Raw genomic sequence first — 19,612 nt, 5'->3', positions numbered from 1 at the left:
GTCGTCCTCCCCCGGAGGTCAGCGGGTTGCCAGTCGGGTGATCTCGGTGGGGTGCAGGACCCGGTCCCACACCCGCACGCCGGCGACGGCGCCGGCGAACCGGTCCACCGTCTGGTCGATCCACCGCGCCTGCCCGATCCACAGCGGACCCGCGGCCTGGAACGGCCGGCCGCTCCAAGCCGCCGACCCCGCCGGCGAACCGTTGACGTAGAGCTGCACGGACTTCTTGCCCCGGTCGTACACACCGGTCAGGTGCGTCCACGCCCCGACCTGCGGTGCCGAGGAGGAGCGGACCCGCAGCCCGCTCGGCTTGGTGTCGTCGAGCGGCTGCACGGAGAACGCCCAGGTGTTGTCCGCCTTTTGCAGGTAGAACGCGCAGTTGTGCACGCCGAGCTGGCTGACCGCGGTCTGGACGGGCTGCGTCGCGTCGGCCAGCTTCACCCAGGCGGCGACGGTGAAGCTGTTGTTGGTGTCGACCACGGGGGCGTCCGTGGCGGCGTGGTCGTCGACCCCGTCGAAGGACACCGCCGTCTCACCCGGTCTGGGGCCCGGTGTCGCGAGGGTGCCGCCGGACAGCGTCGCGTGGTGCTCGTACCCGGAGTTGTCGTACAGGGTGGTGCCGGACGTCTCGTTCAGCGGCCACTCCCCCACCGGGCTGGACGCCGATCCGACGTTGAAGCTGTACGTCCTGATCGGACTCCGGTTCTGGACGTGGTCGACGCTGCGCACGAACAGCCTGAGCAATCCACCGCGCGTCGGGTCGGTCGCTCCGGGCAACGGCGGCGGCGTCAGCGGGATGGTCACGCTCGCGCCAGGGCTGGGAGCCGCCACCTCGGTCGTCGACGAATCCTCCCATTCGTACAGGTACTTCGTCACGTCACCCGACCCGTTGGCGGTGAACGTGAAGTCGGCCGTGTGCCCGATCGAACCGTGGAAGTCGCCGTACTCTTTGTACACCGGGGAGGACACACCGGGCACGTTGGGCGCCACGGTGTCGATAGTGAACTCGCACCACGGGCCGTAGTCGGGAGCCCAGTCGGTGCCGTCGTCGGCGTGCGTCCGCCAGGCGTAGGTCCCCGGAGCCAGCGGTGGCAGCGTGACCTGCCCGCTGGTGTTCTTCGCCAGCGAACCCTGCGTCAACTTCCCCAGCTTCGGGAACACGGGCTCGCCACCGAGTGGGAGGGTGTGCCAGTCGACGTGCAGGGTCATGTCGGTCTCCGGGTCCGGGTCGGTCACCAGCGCGCTGAGCGTGGGTGTCGCCGTGCCCAGCAACGTCCGGGCGGAACCCCGGGCGCAGGGTTGGCCGTCGGTCTGCGGATCGGAGGGCCGGTTCGGGCTGCTGTTGTAGGTGGCGCTCAGCCGGAAGTCGTCGAGGAAGTAGCGCTTCCAGCGGTTGCCGGTGCTCTCGCCCGCGCCGCTCGGGTCGATCGCGGCCATGCCGATGTTGTAGGTGTTCCACTGGCCCCACGCGGCGGTTTGCAGGTCTGCGAGCAAGGCGTTGTCGATCAGCTCGATGTAGGCGTTCCCCTCGTTGCAGGAGACCTCGTTGGCCTGGGACCAGAACTCGCCGATCGCCACCTGCAACTGCGGTCCTGGCCAGGACTGCCGAGGCCAGGCCGAGATACCGGCGGTCCGGTAGAAGTAGGTGGGCGTGCCGTAGCCGCACTGGCTGGAGTGGTCGACCCGGCCGGCGAACCGGGCCGAGAGGATGTGCTTGCCGCGCAGGTCGTGGTTCCCGGCGGACATCGGGAACTCGAGGAAGCTGCGGACCAGCTTGCCGGTCTCCTGGTCGCGCCCGACCCTGAGGTTCACGCCTGGCGTGTCCCCGGAGTCGACGTCGTTGTCGGTGGTCGGCGAGCCGGTGTTGTTGGACGTGGCATAGGCCCAGCCCTGCGGTGGTCCGGCGGCGAAATCGGGGTCGATGTAGATCGGGAACCGCGCCGACGGGTCGTCCAGCAAGCCGCTGTCGGGGGTCAGGGCCAGTTCACCCCCACCCGCCCACGCGGGGATCACCTCCTGGCGTGCGCCCTCGGCCGGGGCCGCCGCGGTCGAGGTGCTCACGGCGGACCGCCCCGCTGCGCCGGAACCGGAGTCCCACATCACCGCCTCGCCCGCGGAGGCGACGACCGTCGATCCGGCCGTCACCCGCAGCCCGCCCTCGGGCGTGCCGGACATCGTGACGTCCCCGCCCACGCGGAACCGCGGGTTGCGCACCACCGGGTCGGCCGCCGCCTGCCGTGACTTGACCACCAGCACGTGCGAGAACCCCCGGTGCGTCGCCCGGACCACCAGGTCGACGCCGGGCACGACGTCGGGGTACGTGGCGGAGGAACCATGGACCGCCGGCGCGGGCAGGGAGCCGGGCCACGACAAGGTGAAGGTATGCCCGGCGTGACGCAGGGACACCAGCGGACCGGCACCGCCGGCGGAGAACCGCACGTCCGCGGCGCTCGCCCGGGGCGCAGGCGACCCGTCGCCCAGCCGGACCAGCGTGGTGTCGACGTCCACCCAGGTCCCGTCGCCACGACGGACCCACCGCGGCGTCACGAACGACTCCATCGTCCACGACCCGGCGGGGTCGGCGAACACCCGGGACGCCTCGGTGCGGGCCGAGATGTCCTCGACCGCGACACCGTACGCACGTGCGGCGGCCATCGCCGTCACCGCGGTGCGCATGGCGGTCGGAGCCGGACCACCGGCCGACGGATTCGCGGCCGCGACGGGTGTCGGCACGACCGAGGTCGTGACCAGGCCCGCGACAACGGCGACGGCGAACACCCGCCACCGCCCACCGCCCGAGTGCCTGAACGGATGTCTTCGCAACGGTGGTCTGCCAGAACGTCTGCGCACGGCCGTCCTCCTGCTCGTCCCGTGGATGCGGGTGGGACGGTAGGCGTCACCCGCATCGCCGCGGTACAACACGCAACGTGCGCAGGCGTTGACGGATGGGAGTCACGGCCGCTAATCGGCCTGCGGCCCGAATCGGTCTCCTACCAGGGCACCGCTGCAATGTGGTGTTGGTTCCGCCGGACGACCTGGCCATTCCGGCCGTCGCCGTCTCGTTGATCATCGCCCGATTCGACGTGCTCACCTCCCGCACCGTCCGTGCTTTGTGAATGACGCTTTGCGCACGAGACCGTGCGTAGCCAAGGAGTTACGCGGAGTGCGACCGATGCGGTGTGACGAAGGCTATTTTGATTCGTTCCAGACAAGCCGCCTAAGGTTGCCGCGTGACATCCGACTTCGAGGCGCAGTTGCGGGCGGTTTCGCTGCGTGTGACCCGGCCCCGACTGGCCGTGCTCGCCGCGTTGCGCGACCACCCGCACGTCGACACCGAGACGGTGATCACGTTGGTCCGGGCTGACCTGCCGACGGTCTCCCACCAGGCCGTTTACGACGTGTTGCGGGCGTTGACCGACAGCGGCCTGGTGCGGCGCATCCAGCCCGCCGGCGCGACGGCCCGCTACGAGTCCCGGGTGGGCGACAACCACCACCACGTCGTGTGCCGTTCCTGTGGTGCGATCGCGGACGTCGACTGCGCCGTCGGCCACAGCCCCTGTCTCACCGCCTCGGACGACGGCGGCTACGTCGTCGACGAGGCCGAGGTCGTCTTTTGGGGCACCTGCCCCGACTGCGCGACTCGGAACACCGCCAATGATCCGCCCGCTGGAAGGAAGTAGATTGAGCGACCTCGGGAAGACGCCCCCCTCAAGCGCACAGGGCGTGGACCAGAAGGCCGCGGTCGGTTGCCCGATCGCGCACGACTCCGTGACCGCGCACGGGAGCGAAAGCGAGAACCCCGCGATCGACTCACCGACCCCGAAGACCGGCGGCCGTCCGCGCACGAACCGCGACTGGTGGCCCAACCAGCTGGACCTCTCGGTGCTGCACGCGCACTCGTCCAAGGGCAACCCGCTGGGCGCGGACTTCAGCTACGCCCAGGAGTTCGCCAAGCTCGACGTCGAGGCCCTCAAGCGCGACATCGTCGAGGTGCTCACGACCTCGCAGAGCTGGTGGCCCGCCGACTTCGGCCACTACGGCGGCCTGATGATCCGGCTGAGCTGGCACGCTGCCGGCACCTACCGCACCCACGACGGCCGCGGTGGCGCGGGCGACGGCGGGCAGCGCTTCGCGCCGCTGAACAGCTGGCCCGACAACGCCAACCTGGACAAGGCGCGTCGTCTGCTGTGGCCGGTCAAGCAGAAGTACGGCCAGACGGTCTCCTGGGCGGACCTGCTGGTCCTCGCCGGCAACGTCGCCCTGGAGTCGATGGGCTTCAAGACCTTCGGCTTCGGCTTCGGCCGCGAGGACGTCTGGGAGCCGGAGGAGATCTTCTGGGGCCCGGAGGACGCCTGGCTGGGTGACGAGCGCTACGTCAGCGAGACCGACATGGCGCCCGAGGTCGGCGCGACCGAGATGGGTCTCATCTACGTCAACCCCGAGGGCCCTCGCGGCAACGCGGACCCCTTGGCGGCGGCGCACTTCATCCGGGAGACCTTCGGCCGGATGGCGATGAATGACGAAGAGACCGTCGCCCTCATCGCCGGCGGTCACACCTTCGGCAAGACCCACGGCGCCGGCGTGGCCGACGACCACGTGGGTCCGGAGCCCGAGGGCGCACCGCTGGAGGCGCAGGGCCTCGGCTGGCTGAGCACCCACGGCAGCGGCAAGGGCGCGGACACGATCACCAGCGGTCTCGAGGTGACGTGGACCGACAAGCCGACGCAGTGGAGCAACCGCTTCTTCGAGATCCTCTTCGGCTACGAGTGGGAGCTCACCACGAGCCCTGGCGGCGCCAAGCAGTGGGTCGCCAAGGACGCCGAGGCGATCATCCCCGACGCGCACGACCCGTCGAAGAAGCACAAGCCGACCATGCTCACGACTGACCTGTCGCTGCGCGTGGATCCGGCGTACGAGAAGATCTCCCGCCGCTTCCTGGAGCACCCCGACGAGTTCGCCCTGGCGTTCGCCAAGGCCTGGTACAAGCTGCTGCACCGCGACATGGGTCCGATCAGCCGTTTCCTGGGGCCGTGGGTCCCCGAGGCGCAGCTGTGGCAGGACCCGGTGCCGGCCGTCGACCACGAACTCGTGGGCGACGCGGACATCGCCGCCCTCAAGGCCAAGGTCCTCGACTCCGGCCTCACGACCGCCGAGCTGGTCACCACCGCCTGGGCCTCCGCCGCGACCTTCCGTGCCACGGACAAGCGCGGCGGCGCGAACGGCGCCCGCATCCGCCTCGAGCCCCAGCGCAACTGGGAGGTCAACCAGCCCGGGCAGCTCGAGAAGGTGCTGGAGGTCCTCGAGGGCGTCCAGCGGGAGTTCAACGAGGCGGGCGGCGCGAAGATCTCCCTCGCCGACTTGATCGTGCTGGCCGGCTCGGCCGCGGTCGAGAGGGCGGCGCGCGACGCCGGCTTCGACGTGACCGTACCGTTCCGCCCGGGCCGCACCGACGCAGACCAGGAGCGGACCGACGTCGAGTCGTTCCAGTTCCTGGAGCCGCGCGCCGACGGGTTCCGCAACTACGTGCGTTCCGGCGAGAAGCTCCAGCCGGAGGTGCTGCTCGTCGACCGCGCCTACATGCTCGACCTGACGGCGCCGGAGATGACCGTCCTCATTGGCGGCCTGCGTTCTCTCGGGACGAACTTCAACGGCACCCGGCACGGCGTCTTCACCGACCGACCCGGCGTGCTCACCAACGACTTCTTCACCAACCTGCTGTCGCCGGGCACCCGGTGGAAGGCGTCGGAGTCCGAGGAGCACGTGTACGAGATCCGGGACGCGGCCACCGACGAGCTGAAGTGGACCGCCACGTCGGTCGACCTCGTCTTCGGCTCCAACTCCCAGCTGCGGGCCCTCTCGGAGGTCTACGCCAGCGAGGACGCCCGCGAGAAGTTCGTCGCGGACTTCGTCGCGGCCTGGACCAAGGTCATGGAGCTCGACCGGTTCGACCTCGTCTGATCCGGCTCCACCGACGAGCCCGGCCGATCACACGGTGATCGGCCGGGCTCGCCCCTTGCGCAGGACCGGTGGCACTCGCGCGGTGCGGGGCGGCGCCCGGCCGGCCATGTCGTGGCGACGGTGTCCACGGTCCCAGGCTGCGAGCGGTGAAGACATCGTGCGCTTGCCCCGTTCGACGGCGGGGTGATCCTCCCTTGATCGTCCGTCGAAACAGATCACCCCAGAGGGAGCACACCGCCATGACCGACGAGTGGCACATCGCCGACTCCTACAGCGACGCCAACGTGCTGTTCCGCGTGCTGCGGCACGTCGGCTGGGGTGACCTGGTCAACGTCGGCCACTTCACCGTGCCGACGTTGCCGCTGCTCGTGAGCGGGGTCGGGTGGTTCCAGCGCAGGTTGCTGCGGCGGTCGCTGGCGCTGCTGGACGCACAGCCGGGGCACCGGGTGCTCGACGCGTGCTGCGGGCGCGGCCTGTCCACCGCGCTGCTGGGCGAAAGCGGCTGTGACGCGGTGGGGCTGGACGTGCAGCCCGAGCAGGTCGCCGAGGCCCGCCGACGGTTCGGGAGCAGGCCGAACACGCGGTTCGCGGTCGCCGACGTCACCGCGCCGCCACCGAGCGCGGACAGCGTGGAGCTGGGTGACGGTACGTTCGACCGGGTGCACTGCCTGGAGGCCGCCTTCCACTTCGGGCCGGACGGGCGGCGGGCGTTCCTGGCCGAGTGCTTTCGGCTGCTGCGGCCGGGCGGGCGGCTGGTGCTGGTCGACTTCACGTGGCGGGACCCGGACCCGACCACGATCGACGACGTGGACCCGGACCGCATGGTTCGGACCGCGTGGCATTTCGAGCAGATCGAGCCGCTGGCCCGGTACACCGGGAAGGCCTCCGACGCCGGTTTCACCGTCCGCGCCGTGCACGACTGGACGCGGCCGGTGCTCGGGCTCCCGATGCGGCTCGCCCGCCCCGCGCTGCGCGTCACGTCCACCGAGGCCGGCCGCCGGGCGTTGCGACTGCGCTGGCCGGGACTGCGCGACCTGACCCGTGACGACTGGCGGCGTGTCGACGAGAGCGTGCGCGCACACCTCACCTGGGGCGCCGCCTGCCGCTACTCGGCGCTGGTCCTGGACAAGCCCGTCGCCCCGTGACACGTCGGCCCCGTCCTGGCCGGGACGTCCGGCCAACGCGCAACGGGCGGGCGCGGTGACGCGGACATGGGGTTGGACGAGGTGATGGCGCTGTTGACCACACGTGACGAGGATCCGCCGGCGCGGTTCGCGGCAGTGAGGGGATGCAGCGGGAGAGGAGCGCGAAGCGCTCCTCTCCCGGCGTCGTCAGGCGAGCCGCCCGGTGAACGATCGTGCTCGGCGTGCTGGGCGACCAGTGCCACGACGTCGGTCAGGCGTGGTCGCGGCGGAACACCCGTCGCTGCCGGCTAGTTTGGAGTTCAGATCTAGGGTGGGCCCGGTGGTGTGCTGGTAGAAAACGTGCGTGCCGCGTTTCGACCTGACCGATGCAGAGTGGGCGCTGATCGAGCCGCACGTTCCGGTGGCGGCTACCGGGCCGTTGCCGCGTCGGGTGCGGAATCAGTTCAACGGGATTCTGTGGCAGTTCCTCACCGGGTCGGGTTGGCGTGACGTGCCCGAACGGTACGGACCTTGGTCCACCGCCTACTCCCGGTTCAACGCCTGGGTCGAGGCCGGGGTGTTCCAGACGTTGATGCAGGCGCTGATCGCCGAGGCGGCTTCCCGTGGACAGGTCGGGTTGGAACCGGTCGGCGTGGACTCCACGATCGTGCGGGCGCATCACGAATCGGCGGGGTTGGCGATCGCCGGGGAGACCCTCGACGCGCTGGAACAGGCGCTGACCGAGGGAAAGGGATCCGTTGCCCACACAGCGGCGGGTGATGCGCCGCGGTCCGCACCGGACGAGGTCGACGCGGTCACGTCCGCCGATCGGGATAATCCCTGCAGCTGGCGCCATCAGCCGGCCGAGCATCAAGGCTGCAAAGGCGATCACGACCCCACGACGCGAACCGCAAAGTGCAGAAATACTCAACCGACGTCCGACTTCTCGCAGCATCTTCATCGGACGCGACGCCACTGTGGACAGAGCGTGAAGAACCGTTGTCAAACCCCTCCAAAAGCGGTAGGGAAGTGAGCTGTGGCCCACCTGGACAGTGGGCAGATGTTGTTGCTATGCATGACTTATGCGGCACCGTGGGGGTGTCCGAGATGGACTGAAGCCCACATTTGGGGGTTCAACAAGCCCTCGGACACATTGTTGTCCCATGGGGTTGGTTCCAGCATAGTGGACCAGCTCTGTGGGGTTTTCCTATACCCACGTGGGGCCGGTGAGCGTCCCGTCGACCGTGACCATCCCGACTGTGCAGACCGAACGCTAACGTCTGAGCGCCTTCCCTCGATCCGGAGCGTCATGGCATCCATCACCCGATCCGGTGTGGGGCAGCCAGGCCACAAGTGGTGTCGGAGTCGCCGGCCGCGGGGGCGTCGCCTCGCGGCTGCAGGTAGCGGCGGCAGTCGGCGCGTTGCCGTTCAAGATTGCGTTCTCCGGCAACACTTTCGACGCAGTCGGGAGTGGACAGGGCAGACCGGCTACCGCGTCGGGATTCTGCATCGGCCATCTACGTCGGGAACCGCCTGAGTCGGATATTCTGAACACATGATCGTCGTATATGCGCTAGCGTCAACCGCGAACCAAGCCCCGGACGTCGTGGGGCTGGCGCAGCAGCCGCACGACGTGAGCACGGAGCCCGACCTGTTCGTGGTGTCGCTTTCGACGGTGCACGGCTGCTTCGACCGCGTCCCCACCCGGGCATCGGCATGAGCGGGCCCGAGCGAACCGACCCCATCGAGGCGGAAGCCGCCGCGACGACGCCGGCGCGTCGAAGCCGGTTCTTCACGGACTGGCGGTTCGTGGCGCCGCTGGTCGCCGTGGCGGTGATGGCCGCCTCCTGGGGCCGCGACGTGCCCTCGCTGCTGCTCGTGGTCGTCGCCCTAGTCCTGGGGGCCTCGGTGCTGGCCGCGGTGCACCACGCCGAAGTGGTCGCGCATCGCGTCGGGGAGCCGTTCGGGTCGCTGCTGCTGGCCGTCGCCGTCACGGTCATCGAAGTCGGCCTGATCGTGACCTTGATGATCGCGGGCGGGACCGGTGCCGCCTCACTGGCCCGTGACACCGTCTTCGCCGCCGTGATGATCACCTGCAACGGGATCCTGGGCCTGTCGTTGGTGATCGGCGCCACGAAGTTCCGGCTCGCCGTGTTCAACGCCGAGGGCACCGGCGCGGCCCTGTCCACCGTCGCCACCCTGGCTGTCGTCTGCCTCGTGCTGCCGACGTTCACCACCGCCCGGTCCGGGCCCGAGTTCTCCCCGACGCAGCTGACGTTCGTCGCTGCGGCGTCGCTCGTCCTCTACGCCGCGTTCGTCAGCACCCAGACCGTGCGCCACCGCGACTTCTTCCTGCCCGTCACCAGCGACGGCGTGGTCGTCAACGACGCCGACGGCGACGACCACGCCGACCCGCCCACCAACCGCGCGGCCGTCACGAGCGTGGTGCTGCTGCTCGTCGCGCTCGTCGCGGTCGTCGGCCTGGCCAAGGTGCTGTCCCCCGCGATCGAGGCAACCGTCGCCGGGTTCGGCCTGCCGCACGCGTTCGTCGGCGTGGTCATCGCCCTGCTGGTGCTGCTGCCCGAGACCCTCGCCGCGGCCAACGCCGCCCGCCGCAACCGCATCCAGGTCAGCCTCAACCTCGCCCTGGGCTCCGGCATGGCCAGCATCGGCCTGACCATCCCCGTCATCGCGCTCATCACGGTCTGGCTCCCCGGCCCTCTGCAGCTCGGCCTCGGCGCGAACCAGATCGTCCTGCTCGCGATCACCATCGTCGTCGCGACCCTGACCGTCGTCCCCGGTCGCGCCACCCGACTGCAAGGAATCGTCCACCTCATCCTGCTCGGCGCGTTCCTCCTCCTCGCCGCCATTCCCTGACCTGGATCGATCGTCTGTTCGCTATCGCGGTGAGAGGCGGTTGATCTCGGCCGCCACAGTCGCGAGCCTGGCCGTGAGCGGGCCGAGGACGGCCATGAGCAGGACGTAGGCGGTGGCCAGGGAGGCGAGCTGGTCGTCGACCGCGCCGGCGCTGACGGCGAGTCCGGCGATGACAATGGAGAACTCGCCGCGTGCGACCAGGGCCGCGCCTGCACCGGCACGGCCCATTGGCGCGATGCCCTGGCGTTTGGCGGCCCACCAGCCGGTGGCGATCTTGCTCAGGGTGGCGACCAGTGCCAGCAGGACGGCGACGCCCAGGACCGGAGGAATGGTGGCGGGGTCGGTGTTCAGGCCGAACACGACGAAGAGCATCGCGGCGAACAGGTCGCGCACGGGTTCGAGCATCTTGGTGGCGTTCTCCGCGGTGGACCCGGAGATCGCGATGCCGAGCAGGAACGCGCGACCGCGGCGGAGAGACCTGGAGCCGGGAAGCGATTCCGGCGACCAGCAGTGCCTGACCCCGAACTGCTCGCCTACCAATACCTCCAGACCCTCCCCAAACTCGCCGAAGGCCCCGGCAACACCTTCTTCGTCATCCCCAGCGAAGTCGCCACCGCGCTGAACAGCGTGTCACGCGCTTTCGCCGAAACCCTGCCCAAGTCCCCTGCCACCCGTCACACCGCCGCCTCCGACGATCTCGCAGACCGTGCAGCCGAGCACGCGCCTGGGCGGCAGCAGCAGCGGTCGCCGACGCCGCCCAAGCCGAAACGAGCACCTCACAGCTGCCGCCGACCACGATCCACGTACCAACACCCGACAATGACGACCGAGAGCCTCACGCCGACCGGACCGACAGCAACAACCACGCGCACCCGACCTCACCGTCGCGCCCATGACCTCCCACACCGCGGCCAACCCGTCGACGCCGACGACCACGAGGCTGACCGCGAAGTGGCACCGCCGGCAAGACCCGCGGTTCTGGCGATCCGGCTTCCGAATCAGGCAGGCGTCCCAGGACCTTGCCGCACTCGGCGGCCGTCCGGTCGGTCCGTCGCGTCGTCCGGACGACCGCCACACTGGCTTGTCGAGCCGGTGGCGTTGCCGGAACGACAACGCCACCGGGGCACCCTGGCGCTAGGCCACGGCCATGTGCGCGAGCGCCAGCAAGCTACCCGGGCCGGTCAGGACACCGAGCGCCACAGCGCCGTACAACGGTTCGTCCTTCACGAACATCCTCACCATCAGGCCACCCGCGGCCAAGACCGCGACGGCGAGCAGAGCGAGCACGACAACATACATGTACGGGTCCTCACGGAAGTTGCGGTCATGCCCGGCACCCACCGCCGACCACCGCCACTCTGGCGTCGGCACGTGACGTACCCGGCACAGGAGAAGAACACGACGTCAAGGCCCCACAAGCGGTCCACCACGCCGTCCCCGGCCGGGGGCGTGCGCGACAGGCTTGTCGGAGCGGTTCAGGTCCGGCTCACCGGTTCACCGGTTCACCGGTTCACGCGAGCGGGGGCGCCCGGCTCGACCGAGGTGTCGGCTCCGCGATAGCCGTACCGGTCCCACCGGCCTCGTCGAGACGCCACCGGCCCTGCGGGGCGCACCCGCCGGTCGCGTGAGGGCGCACGGCCCACCAGGTCTCGGGCACCGCCGCGGCCGGTACACACCGCGCCGCCATCGACAGCCTCAGCCAGTCGTGGAGGTCGTCGTTCATCGCCGGCGCCGCCGACACCGACTCCCGGAGCACAGGTGCTCCGAGCAGTGATGCCTGCTGCGGCCCGGCAGGTCCGACACCGGAGTGCGGCGCCACAGCTGCGCTCACGCCGAGAAGCACCAGCAGGAGGGCGAACAACAGCCCGAGACGACGCGCCCTCACCGCTGCCCGCACCGCCTCACCCTCCTCCACGGCATCAACGCACTCTTCCGAAGTGCGCACAGCCTACGTGTCGCGCCCAGCCCCACAATGCGTTCCGCGCGCCCGGCCCGCCGACGCCCTTCCAGTGGTGCCCGGCGACGGCACACACGGTCCGTGCCTGACATGCCTGCACGAACCCTCTCATCGGTTCGCGATCAGACCACTGAGCCTCTTTCATCGTGACGTTGCAGGTCACGGCAGAGGCTGAGCAGTGGGGAGCCCGGTGGGCGAGGCTCCCGGGTAAGACAGCAGTCGACCAAGATCCGATGCCCCGACCGGGAGCCTCGCCGTGCTGGCCTACCCTGCCGCGATTCCGCTGTTCAACTGGCACCAGCGCGAGCGGTCCTCGTGGTTGTGGGTCTCGATGTCGACCTCGTCGGCGATCCACAAGCCGTGCTTGGGGCGCCTCTGGGCGGATGACCACGACAGGTGGGCAGCAGGGCCGGGTTCGCAGGAGCGCGCACTCCCGCGAACCCGGCCCTGCTTCATCACCAGCCCACCGACCGATCGGCCCGTACTCGCACGCGCGTTGGGTGCGCCCGAGCAACGCGCAAGCGGCCCGGTTCGCCTCGACGAACCGGGCGTCGCGGTCGAGGATCCAGATCGCGTCGGTGGCCTGCTCGACCAGCAGTCGGTGGCGCTGCTCGCTCTCGCGCAGCACCCGGTCGGCGTGCACCCGCTGCAACGACTCCCAGCACCGCCCCACCACCACTGAGATCAACTCGACCTCGGCCGGGGTCAAGTGGCGGACCGACGCTTGGTGCACCGCCACCCCTGCGACGAACCGCCCGTCCCGCAGCAGCGGCACCGACACCACCGCTCGGATACCGGTCCGCTGGTAGGTGCCGCGGTCACCGTCGGTCAGCCTCGCGTCGTGCGCGGCGTCCGCCACGATCCACGGCTGTCCCGCCCGCATCGTGCGCAATGTCGACCTCCACGAACACGACTGACGCGAGCACAGCGCTGTAGTGCCACTGGGGTGTGCCGCTCGAAATGTCATCGCCGCTGGTAGAGCGAGGGCTTCACCGTCTTGAGAGCATGTCCGGGTGATCGTGTCCCTGCTGTACAAGGTGACCCGGCAACGGCTGTCCGTGCCGTCGATGGTGCTGCGCAGCGAGGCGGCCAAGGACGCCGAACTGCTCGTGCTGCGCCACGAGAACGCAGTTCTTCGCCGGCAACTCACAGGTCCGGTCCGCTACGAGCCCGCGGATCGGTTCTGGTTCGCCGCCCTGTCCGGGTTGGTGGATCGTCGGCATTGGCAGGAGGTCTTTCCGGTCACGCCGGGCACCCTGCTCGCCTGGCACCGCAGATTCCTAGCCCGCAAGTGGGACTACTCCACGCGCCGACGTACCGGACGCCCAACGACACGAGCGGCGATCAGATCGCTCGTGCTGCGGCTCGCCAGGGAAAACCCACGGTGGGGTCATCGGCGGATCCAGGGAGAACCTGCCCGCCTCGGACACCAGATCGCCTACTCGACGGTCTGGCGGATCCTGCACGACGCGGGCATCGACCCGGCACCACGCCGCAATGGCCCGACCTGGCGGCAGTTCCTCACCGCCCAGGCGGGTGTTGTCGAAGCGCATGGCAGGCCATCCGCCGAGTCAGGTCACCGTCCGGCCACGTGGCGGTCGGCGACGTTGCGCTTCTTGCGGCCCGCCAAACCCGCGAGACCCAACAAACCCAGAAGGCCCAGCAGGCCCCAGTTACCGCTCCCGTCGTCGTCATCGTTGTTGTTCTCCTGAGCCATCACCGCCGCCACGGCACGTGGGCCGGTCTCGTCGGCGGACGCGACAGCGGCGGGAACGGCAGCCAGGGCCGCGCCCAGGACGAGTGCCGCCATGAGGCGCTTCGCGGTGTACATGTCGTCTCCTCAGGTCGGTCGGTGGTCTTGTTGGCCGGGTACCGCCGAACCTGCAGACCATGCGAGCTCTGGCGATCAGCACACGCCCGAGTGACGGCCGGCACGGTGCACTTGCGGTGAACACCTCGACGACGGGTCGGTCGAGGATGATGGCGGGCCGTGTCGCAGCAGTCTCGACCACGCCGGTTCGGTGGAGACCTCTCACCCACGGCGCATCACTCGATCAGTTGACTGCCCGGCCCGGGGTGGCCGGCATTGACGGCAGTACCCGATCTCGAGTTCGGCGCGTAGCAGGTAGCAGGCCGACCGTCGCCCAGGGGCGTCGATCCGTCGGCCAGCGGATAGTCGGTCAGCCGACTGGGCGACAGTCGTGACTGGGGCGTCCGGTGATGGGGTCGCCGCGGCGGCCTACGATTCGCTGTCGAGTGGAGCGTCGGTCCGGTCCTGCGCAGGAGCTGGGCTTCGGCTCGCCCAGGATCTGTCAGCGGAGGTCCCGCCACTGAACGAGGCCGGCGCGTGGAGGCGGCTGCACGAGATGCTCCTAGCCGGGCTGCACTCCGCCGGCGCTCTCGACTGGGAGCGGCGGTGGCCGGTTCCTCGCACGTCCTGACCGACGGCGGATTGCAACTCGTACGCATCCGCTGGGAACGCCGCGACGACATCCACGAAGGCATCTGACAGGGGCACGGTTCGTCGGTGAAAGCGCGCGCTCCGAGGAGCGTCACCCGCTGAGTACCCACGGCTCGGTGAAATCACGGGTCAAGAGTTTCCCTCTGCGGAGGTTCCTGGTTCCGTGGACTCACGTCGTCTTGCCGGAGGTGTCGTGCATCGGTCGGTGGTTCAGGTGGCGGTCGCGGGATTGCTGGCCTTCGCGGTCGTCGTGGTCGGCGGGCCCGTCGCGGCCCGCTCCGTGTCGGCGGGCTTGGCGCCGACGCCTCCGATGGGGTGGAACTCGTGGAACGGGTTCGGTTGCGACATTGGGGAGCGAATGGTCCGTGAGACCGCCGACGCGATGGTGGCGTCGGGGATGCGCGATGCCGGTTACACCTATCTGAACCTGGACGACTGTTGGATGGCGCGTGAGCGGGACGAGCAGGGGCGCCTGGTGCCGGACCCGGTGAAGTTCCCCAACGGTCTGAGGCCGGTGGTGGACTACGTCCACGAGCGGGGGTTGAAGTTCGGTCTCTACGCCGACGCGGGTACGAGGACGTGCGCGGGTTACCCCGGCAGTCTTGGGCACGAGCAGGTCGACGCGCGCAGTGTCGCCGAATGGGGTGTCGACTACCTCAAGTACGACAACTGCAACAACGACGGCAGCCCGGCGGCCGAGCGGTACGGGAGGATGGGTCGTGCGCTGCGAGAGTCGGGCAGACCGGTCGTATTCGGCATCTGTGAGTGGGGGCACGAGCGCCCGTGGGAGGGCTGGGGCCGCAAGGTCGGCGGACACCTGTGGCGCACGACCCGCGACATCGCCGACTCCTGGGCCAGTTGGACGGCACTCCTGGACCTCCAGGTCGGACTCGAGGAGCACTCCGGGCCCAACGGCTGGAACGACCCGGACATGCTCGAGGTGGGCAACGGCGGCATGGCAGAGCACGAGGACCGGGCGCACTTCACGATGTGGGCGCTGTTGAACGCGCCGTTGATCGCGGGTAACGACCTGAGGGTGATGAGCCGGCCGGTCAAGGACATCCTGTTGGACCGTGACGTCGTCGCGGTGAACCAGGACTGGGGAGGGCAGCAGGGTTATCGGCTGCGTGACGACGGTGAGCAGGAGGTGTGGACGAAGCCGATGTCGGACGGATCAGCCGCCGTGGTGATGTTCAACCGGGGGTTGTCCGACCGCGAGATCGGCGTCACCGTCGAGGCGATCGGGCTGCCGTCCGCGTCGAAGTACCGGGTGTTCGACCTGTGGACCAAACAGGAGGGTGAGACCACCGACGAGTTGCGTGCTCGAGTCCCCGCTCACTCCGTCGTGGCCTATCGGGTCTGGCTGGAGTGAGCGGCCACTCCGCACGGTGACCAAGCTCGAACCCTTTGGATCACGCACCGGCAAGACGCGTGAGAAGCACAAGTTACGCTCAATACAACTCCGAACAAGGAATACGATCAACGATGTCTTCCGGTATCACGAGGAAGTTGATTGCCCTGGTAGCGGTAGCCACTCTCGTTGTGGTTCCCGGTTTCTCGGGCGCCGCGTCAGCAGAGGATCGCGGGTCGATCCGCAACGGCGGCGACGCTCGTTGCCTGGACGCCGACCTGGGCACCATCGGCAGTGACGGCACGACGGTCCACTTGTGGGACTGCCACGGTGACGAGAACCAGTTGTGGAACTTCGAACCCGGCGGCCTCATCCGCAACGTCCAGAGCGGACGCTGTCTGGACGCCGACCTGGGCACCATCGGTCACAACGGCACGAAGATCCACTTGTGGGACTGCCACGCCGACAGGAACCAGATCTGGGACGTCGACCGGCACCGCGGGGTGTTGATCAACTACATGAGCGGACGCTGTTTGGACGCCGATCCGCACACCATCGGTCACAACGGCACGAAGGTGCGGCTTTGGGACTGCCACGCGGGGCCGAATCAACGGTGGTCCCTCTGACCGATCACGGCTCGTCCCGCGATCGGTGGCGAAGTCCGGACAGCGGTGAACGTCACTCGGTCGGGCGAGTTTCCGGTCTGCCCGCGCGCATCAGTCGGGTGGCGATCGGAGCGGCGCACTGCGGGCTTCGTGCTCCCCCACCAATCCGTGGCGTGTGAGTTCCCAGTGATGGCGCTTGCTGGGGCGAAGGAGCTGGGTCAGTGCCTTGTAGGCGGCGACGCTCATCAGTGCCCAGTACAGGGGGACGGTGAGCATGGTCGGCACGGCGCGGTGGAGACCGCGTTCCATGCAGCCTGCCATGAAGTGGTACAGCACGGCGAGGTTGCCCCCCAGCATGGCGGTCGTCCCTGCGTAGAGCACGGCTGGCGGGAACAGCGGCTCGATCCGCTCCGGGCCCATGGCGAGGTAGAGGCACGTCAGCGACCAGAACAGCGGGTTGACGAGCGTGGTGATGGTGGTGAAGCCGAAGGTCAGCTGGAAGCCGATGAACTTCCAGGGCCCCAGTTCTCGCAGCAGTCGCCACGGGTTGCGCATGTGCACCAGCCAGGTCTGGAAATAGCCCTTGATCCAGCGGCTGCGCTGGCGGATCCAGTTGCCCAGTTCGCTGTTGGCCTCTTCGTAGGTGATCGAGTCGATCATCCGCACGGTCCACCCTCGGCGTGCGATGCGCACACCGAGGTCGGCGTCTTCGGTGACGTTGTGCGGATCCCAGCCGCCGAGTGCGCGCAGGGCGTCGACCCGAAAGTGGTTGGACGTGCCCCCCAGCGGAATGGGCAGGTGAAAGCGGTCCAGCCCGCGCAGCGCCAAGGCGAAGGTCAGCGCGTACTCGGCGGCGAAGTTGCGGGTCAGCCAGTTAGTCCAGGGATTCCAGTAGGCCAGCTCGGCCTGCACGCACACCACCCGGTCCGGTTGCCTCTCGAACGCCGCCACCGCCTTGCGGAGCTGGTCCGATTCGGGGCGGTCCTCCGCGTCGTAGATGACGCACAACTCGCCGGTGGCGCGGGCCAGGCCCACGTTGCACGCGTTGGGCTTGGTGCGGGGCCCGCCCTCGGGAACGAGCACCACCTCGAACTCCGACGGCAGGTCCAGGCGGTCCAGGGTCGGGCGGGTGATGTCGTCATCCTGTTCGACCAGCAGCAGCACCTGCAGCCTCTGGGCTGGGTAGTCGAGCCGGCGGATGGTCTCGACCAGCCCTGGCAGCACCGCCTCCTCGCGGTGCACCGGGATGAGCACCGTGTAGGGCGGCAGCTGCTGATCGGCGATCATGTCCTCATCGCGCACTCGGATGATCCGCGCGCCGGGGCCGGCGGCCACCAGCAGGCATCGGAAGCAGATCACGAGCACGTAGACGATCGTGGTCCCGGTCACGAACACCTGCGCCCACCACAGCGGTCGCGGTGCGGCTGTGGTGAAGGCGCCGGCCAGAACCGCGCACACCAGGACGGTGGACACCGCCGCAAGGGTGATCTTCTGCCCGTGGCTGAGCAGTCTGAAGGCGCTGTACTGCTCGGGAAGGACGAGGGCTTCAGCCCTGTCTCGGGAGGAACTGGTCGTCATGTGCGGGGTGGTTCCATTCTCAGGCACGGGCTTCCAGGCCGGACGGCGAGGGGTGGTCACACCTCCGGCAGGTCCTTCACCTCGCGGGCGCCATCCGATGCGGCCGGGTGAATCGGGTCTTGTGCCGGTCGGCTTCGTGGGGCCGGCCACGCCCGCCACCGACCAACTCCCCAGGTGACGTGTCCGACCGCTGTCACCGGTCCGGGTCCCAGCCGGCGGAAGACGACCTTGCTGTAGAGGACGTAGTTCCACACCAGTCCGATTGCCAAGCCGACGAGCTTGGGCCCCGTCACCGCGCTCAGGGTGGTCGAACCGCCGAACAGATCCACTGTGACGTTGATCGCCAGGGGTTGGACGACCCACAGCCCTGATGCCGTGCACAACACGAACAACGGGACTTGGGTGCGCATGTCACCGGACCGTGTGCGGAAGGTGAACGACCTGTTGAGCACGAAGCTCAACGCCATGCCCATCGAGGTCGAGATCAGGTTCGCCAGGAACGTCGGAGTGCCCGTCAGCACGAGCGAGAGGTAGCCGAGGAGGTCCACGAAGGTGTTCACGACACCGACCACACCGAAGCGCAGACGCGTGCCGGTGCCCGGCTTCACCGGTTCAGGCTCCGGCCGCTCGACTGCACGGACCGGTCCTGCACGGTCTTCACCGGTGTGTCTTGGTCGACGGCCGTGCGCACCGACGAGACGGTGTAGAGCGGTCGCCCTAGGGCTTCGGCGTAGGTCCGGCCGATGTAGCTGCCCAGCACACCCTGCATGGTGATCTGCACTCCGCCGAGGAAGAACATCGCGATGGCGGTGAACGCCCACCCGGGTACCGCCGTCTCCGGAGCCAGGACCTTCACCCCGGCCGTGTACAGGATTCCCAGGAAGCTCAGCAGTGAGATGCCGTACCCGAGCCTGCTGATCAGTCTGAGCGGAGTGACGGAGAACCCGAGCAGGCCGTCCGCAGCCAATCTCAGCATCTTGCTCAAGGGGTAGCCCGTGGTGCCCGCGTGCCGCTCGTCGCGATCGAACAACACCCCGGTCTGGCGGAAGCCGATGTAGCTGACCAGGCCGCGCAGGAACCGGTCGCGTTCGCGGAACTTGCGCAGTTCGTCGACCACCTTGCGGTCCAGGAGCCTGAAGTCGCCGGTGTCGCGAGGGATGTCGATCGAAGCGATCTTGCGCAGGACCCAGTAGAACACGCTCGCGGTGAACTTCTTGAACGTCGTGTCGCGGCGAGAGCGGCGTTGCGCGTACACGACCTCGTAGCCCTGCTGCCACCTCGTGATCAGTTCCAGGCTCACCTGTGGCGGGTCCTGCAAGTCGCTGTCCATGATGATTACCGCATCGGCATCGACGAGATCCAAACCCGCGGTGACCGCCGTCTGGTGGCCGAAGTTCCGCGCGAGTTCGATCACCGTGACGCGGTGGTCCGCATCGGCCAGCGCCTGCAGGCAACTCGCGGAGTCGTCCTTGCTGCCGTCGTCGACGTAGGTGAAGGTGAAGTCGTAGCGGTCGGCGAGTGCCCCGGTGACCTGGCACACCGTGCGATGCAGCAGCTCGATGTTCCCCGCCTCGTTGTAAACAGGGAAGACGTAGGCGATGGAACGCTTCCCGGCTTGTCGTATCTCAGAGGTCACTGTCCCGCCACTTCCTCCTGATCCGACCCATGACGACCCTCCTGGTCCCGCTGTTCCACCCGATG

The 19,612-nt window shown here is 68.9% G+C and carries 15 protein-coding genes and 1 pseudogene; 7 read left to right on the top strand and 9 right to left on the bottom strand.

The window, feature by feature from the left end:
• Positions 1–18 precede the first annotated feature (18 nt).
• Complete coding sequence (locus AB0H12_RS39180; RefSeq protein ID WP_499630068.1) at positions 19–2,850, bottom strand: LamG domain-containing protein; 2,832 nt, start codon at positions 2,848–2,850, stop codon at positions 19–21.
• Positions 2,851–3,230: 380 nt separating this feature from the next.
• Here AB0H12_RS39180 and AB0H12_RS39175 point away from each other — a divergent pair, with 380 nt between their 5' ends.
• From AB0H12_RS39175 to AB0H12_RS39155, 5 genes are all read left to right on the top strand, one after another.
• Positions 3,231–3,680 carry a Fur family transcriptional regulator gene (locus AB0H12_RS39175; protein WP_499630066.1) on the top strand — a complete coding sequence of 150 codons (450 nt, stop codon included), beginning with the start codon at positions 3,231–3,233 and terminating at the stop codon, positions 3,678–3,680.
• Positions 3,655–5,958, top strand: coding sequence for a catalase/peroxidase HPI (katG, locus tag AB0H12_RS39170; protein WP_499630064.1), 2,304 nt, complete (start codon positions 3,655–3,657; stop codon positions 5,956–5,958). The genes AB0H12_RS39175 and katG overlap by 26 nt, the downstream gene beginning before the upstream one ends.
• A 239-nt stretch (positions 5,959–6,197) precedes the next feature.
• The gene (locus tag AB0H12_RS39165; protein ID WP_499630062.1) at positions 6,198–7,103 is read left to right on the top strand and encodes a class I SAM-dependent methyltransferase; all 906 of its coding nucleotides are present in this window, start codon (positions 6,198–6,200) and stop codon (positions 7,101–7,103) included.
• Between the two features lie 343 nt (positions 7,104–7,446).
• Positions 7,447–8,115 (top strand): transposase, encoded by a 669-nt coding sequence (locus AB0H12_RS39160; protein WP_499630060.1) that lies wholly within the window; start codon positions 7,447–7,449, stop codon positions 8,113–8,115.
• Positions 8,116–8,918: 803 nt separating this feature from the next.
• Entirely contained in the window at positions 8,919–9,959 is a 1,041-nt protein-coding gene (locus AB0H12_RS39155; protein ID WP_499630101.1) for a calcium:cation antiporter, read from the top strand.
• A gap of 21 nt (positions 9,960–9,980) precedes the next feature.
• Here AB0H12_RS39155 and AB0H12_RS39150 read toward each other — a convergent pair.
• From AB0H12_RS39150 to AB0H12_RS39130, 5 genes and pseudogenes are all read right to left on the bottom strand, one after another.
• Positions 9,981–10,485, bottom strand: a pseudogene (locus AB0H12_RS39150) (cation:proton antiporter); the annotation flags it as partial.
• Between the two features lie 608 nt (positions 10,486–11,093).
• The gene (locus AB0H12_RS39145; RefSeq protein ID WP_499630058.1) at positions 11,094–11,258 is read right to left on the bottom strand and encodes a hypothetical protein; all 165 of its coding nucleotides are present in this window, start codon (positions 11,256–11,258) and stop codon (positions 11,094–11,096) included.
• A 620-nt stretch (positions 11,259–11,878) separates the two neighbouring features.
• Positions 11,879–13,066 carry a GAF domain-containing protein gene (locus AB0H12_RS39140; RefSeq protein ID WP_499630056.1) on the bottom strand — a complete coding sequence of 396 codons (1,188 nt, stop codon included), beginning with the start codon at positions 13,064–13,066 and terminating at the stop codon, positions 11,879–11,881.
• 426 nt (positions 13,067–13,492) lie between these two features.
• Positions 13,493–13,747, bottom strand: a complete 255-nt coding sequence (locus tag AB0H12_RS39135; RefSeq protein WP_499630054.1) for a WGxxGxxG family protein — start codon at positions 13,745–13,747, stop codon at positions 13,493–13,495.
• Between the two features lie 840 nt (positions 13,748–14,587).
• Entirely contained in the window at positions 14,588–14,725 is a 138-nt protein-coding gene (locus AB0H12_RS39130) for a hypothetical protein (protein ID WP_499630052.1), read from the bottom strand.
• 10 nt (positions 14,726–14,735) lie between these two features.
• On the opposite strand from AB0H12_RS39130, the gene AB0H12_RS39125 reads away from it, so the two are divergent.
• Together AB0H12_RS39125 and AB0H12_RS39120 are read left to right on the top strand one after the other, a co-directional pair.
• On the top strand, positions 14,736–15,749 hold the full coding sequence (locus AB0H12_RS39125) for a glycoside hydrolase family 27 protein (protein ID WP_499630050.1): 1,014 nt from the start codon (positions 14,736–14,738) through the stop codon (positions 15,747–15,749).
• 113 nt (positions 15,750–15,862) lie between these two features.
• A complete protein-coding gene (locus AB0H12_RS39120; RefSeq protein ID WP_499630049.1) occupies positions 15,863–16,354 on the top strand; it encodes an RICIN domain-containing protein in 492 nt (163 codons plus the stop codon).
• Between the two features lie 90 nt (positions 16,355–16,444).
• Here AB0H12_RS39120 and AB0H12_RS39115 read toward each other — a convergent pair whose 3' ends face one another.
• The 3 genes from AB0H12_RS39115 to AB0H12_RS39105 all read right to left on the bottom strand — a co-directional run bounded on the left by AB0H12_RS39115 (position 16,445) and on the right by AB0H12_RS39105 (position 19,547).
• On the bottom strand, positions 16,445–17,806 hold the full coding sequence (locus AB0H12_RS39115) for a glycosyltransferase family 2 protein (protein WP_499630047.1): 1,362 nt from the start codon (positions 17,804–17,806) through the stop codon (positions 16,445–16,447).
• 161 nt (positions 17,807–17,967) lie between these two features.
• Complete coding sequence (locus AB0H12_RS39110; RefSeq protein WP_499630045.1) at positions 17,968–18,519, bottom strand: GtrA family protein; 552 nt, start codon at positions 18,517–18,519, stop codon at positions 17,968–17,970.
• Positions 18,516–19,547 carry a glycosyltransferase family 2 protein gene (locus AB0H12_RS39105; RefSeq protein ID WP_499630043.1) on the bottom strand — a complete coding sequence of 344 codons (1,032 nt, stop codon included), beginning with the start codon at positions 19,545–19,547 and terminating at the stop codon, positions 18,516–18,518. Before AB0H12_RS39105 ends, AB0H12_RS39110 begins: the two co-directional genes overlap by 4 nt.
• Positions 19,548–19,612 lie beyond the last annotated feature (65 nt).

The organism is Actinosynnema sp. NPDC023794 (genome assembly GCF_040639675.1).
Classification (GTDB): Bacteria; Actinomycetota; Actinomycetes; order Mycobacteriales; family Pseudonocardiaceae; genus Actinosynnema; species Actinosynnema luteola.
The sequence above is the reverse complement of the archived record's forward strand: the minus strand, read 5'-3'. Positions and strand labels throughout refer to the sequence as shown.

Coding starts and splice junctions, on each gene's coding strand:
- katG (WP_499630064.1), top strand. CDS start 3,655: ATGATCCGCCCGCTGGAAGGAAGTAGATTGAGCGACCTCGGGAAGACG.
- AB0H12_RS39165 (WP_499630062.1), top strand. CDS start 6,198: ATGACCGACGAGTGGCACATCGCCGACTCCTACAGCGACGCCAACGTG.
- AB0H12_RS39130 (WP_499630052.1), bottom strand. CDS start 14,725: ATGTCGCAACCGAACCCGTTCCACGAGTTCCACCCCATCGGAGGCGTC.
- AB0H12_RS39125 (WP_499630050.1), top strand. CDS start 14,736: ATGGTCCGTGAGACCGCCGACGCGATGGTGGCGTCGGGGATGCGCGAT.
- AB0H12_RS39145 (WP_499630058.1), bottom strand. CDS start 11,258: ATGTATGTTGTCGTGCTCGCTCTGCTCGCCGTCGCGGTCTTGGCCGCG.
- AB0H12_RS39120 (WP_499630049.1), top strand. CDS start 15,863: ATGTCTTCCGGTATCACGAGGAAGTTGATTGCCCTGGTAGCGGTAGCC.
- AB0H12_RS39135 (WP_499630054.1), bottom strand. CDS start 13,747: ATGTACACCGCGAAGCGCCTCATGGCGGCACTCGTCCTGGGCGCGGCC.
- AB0H12_RS39155 (WP_499630101.1), top strand. CDS start 8,919: ATGGCCGCCTCCTGGGGCCGCGACGTGCCCTCGCTGCTGCTCGTGGTC.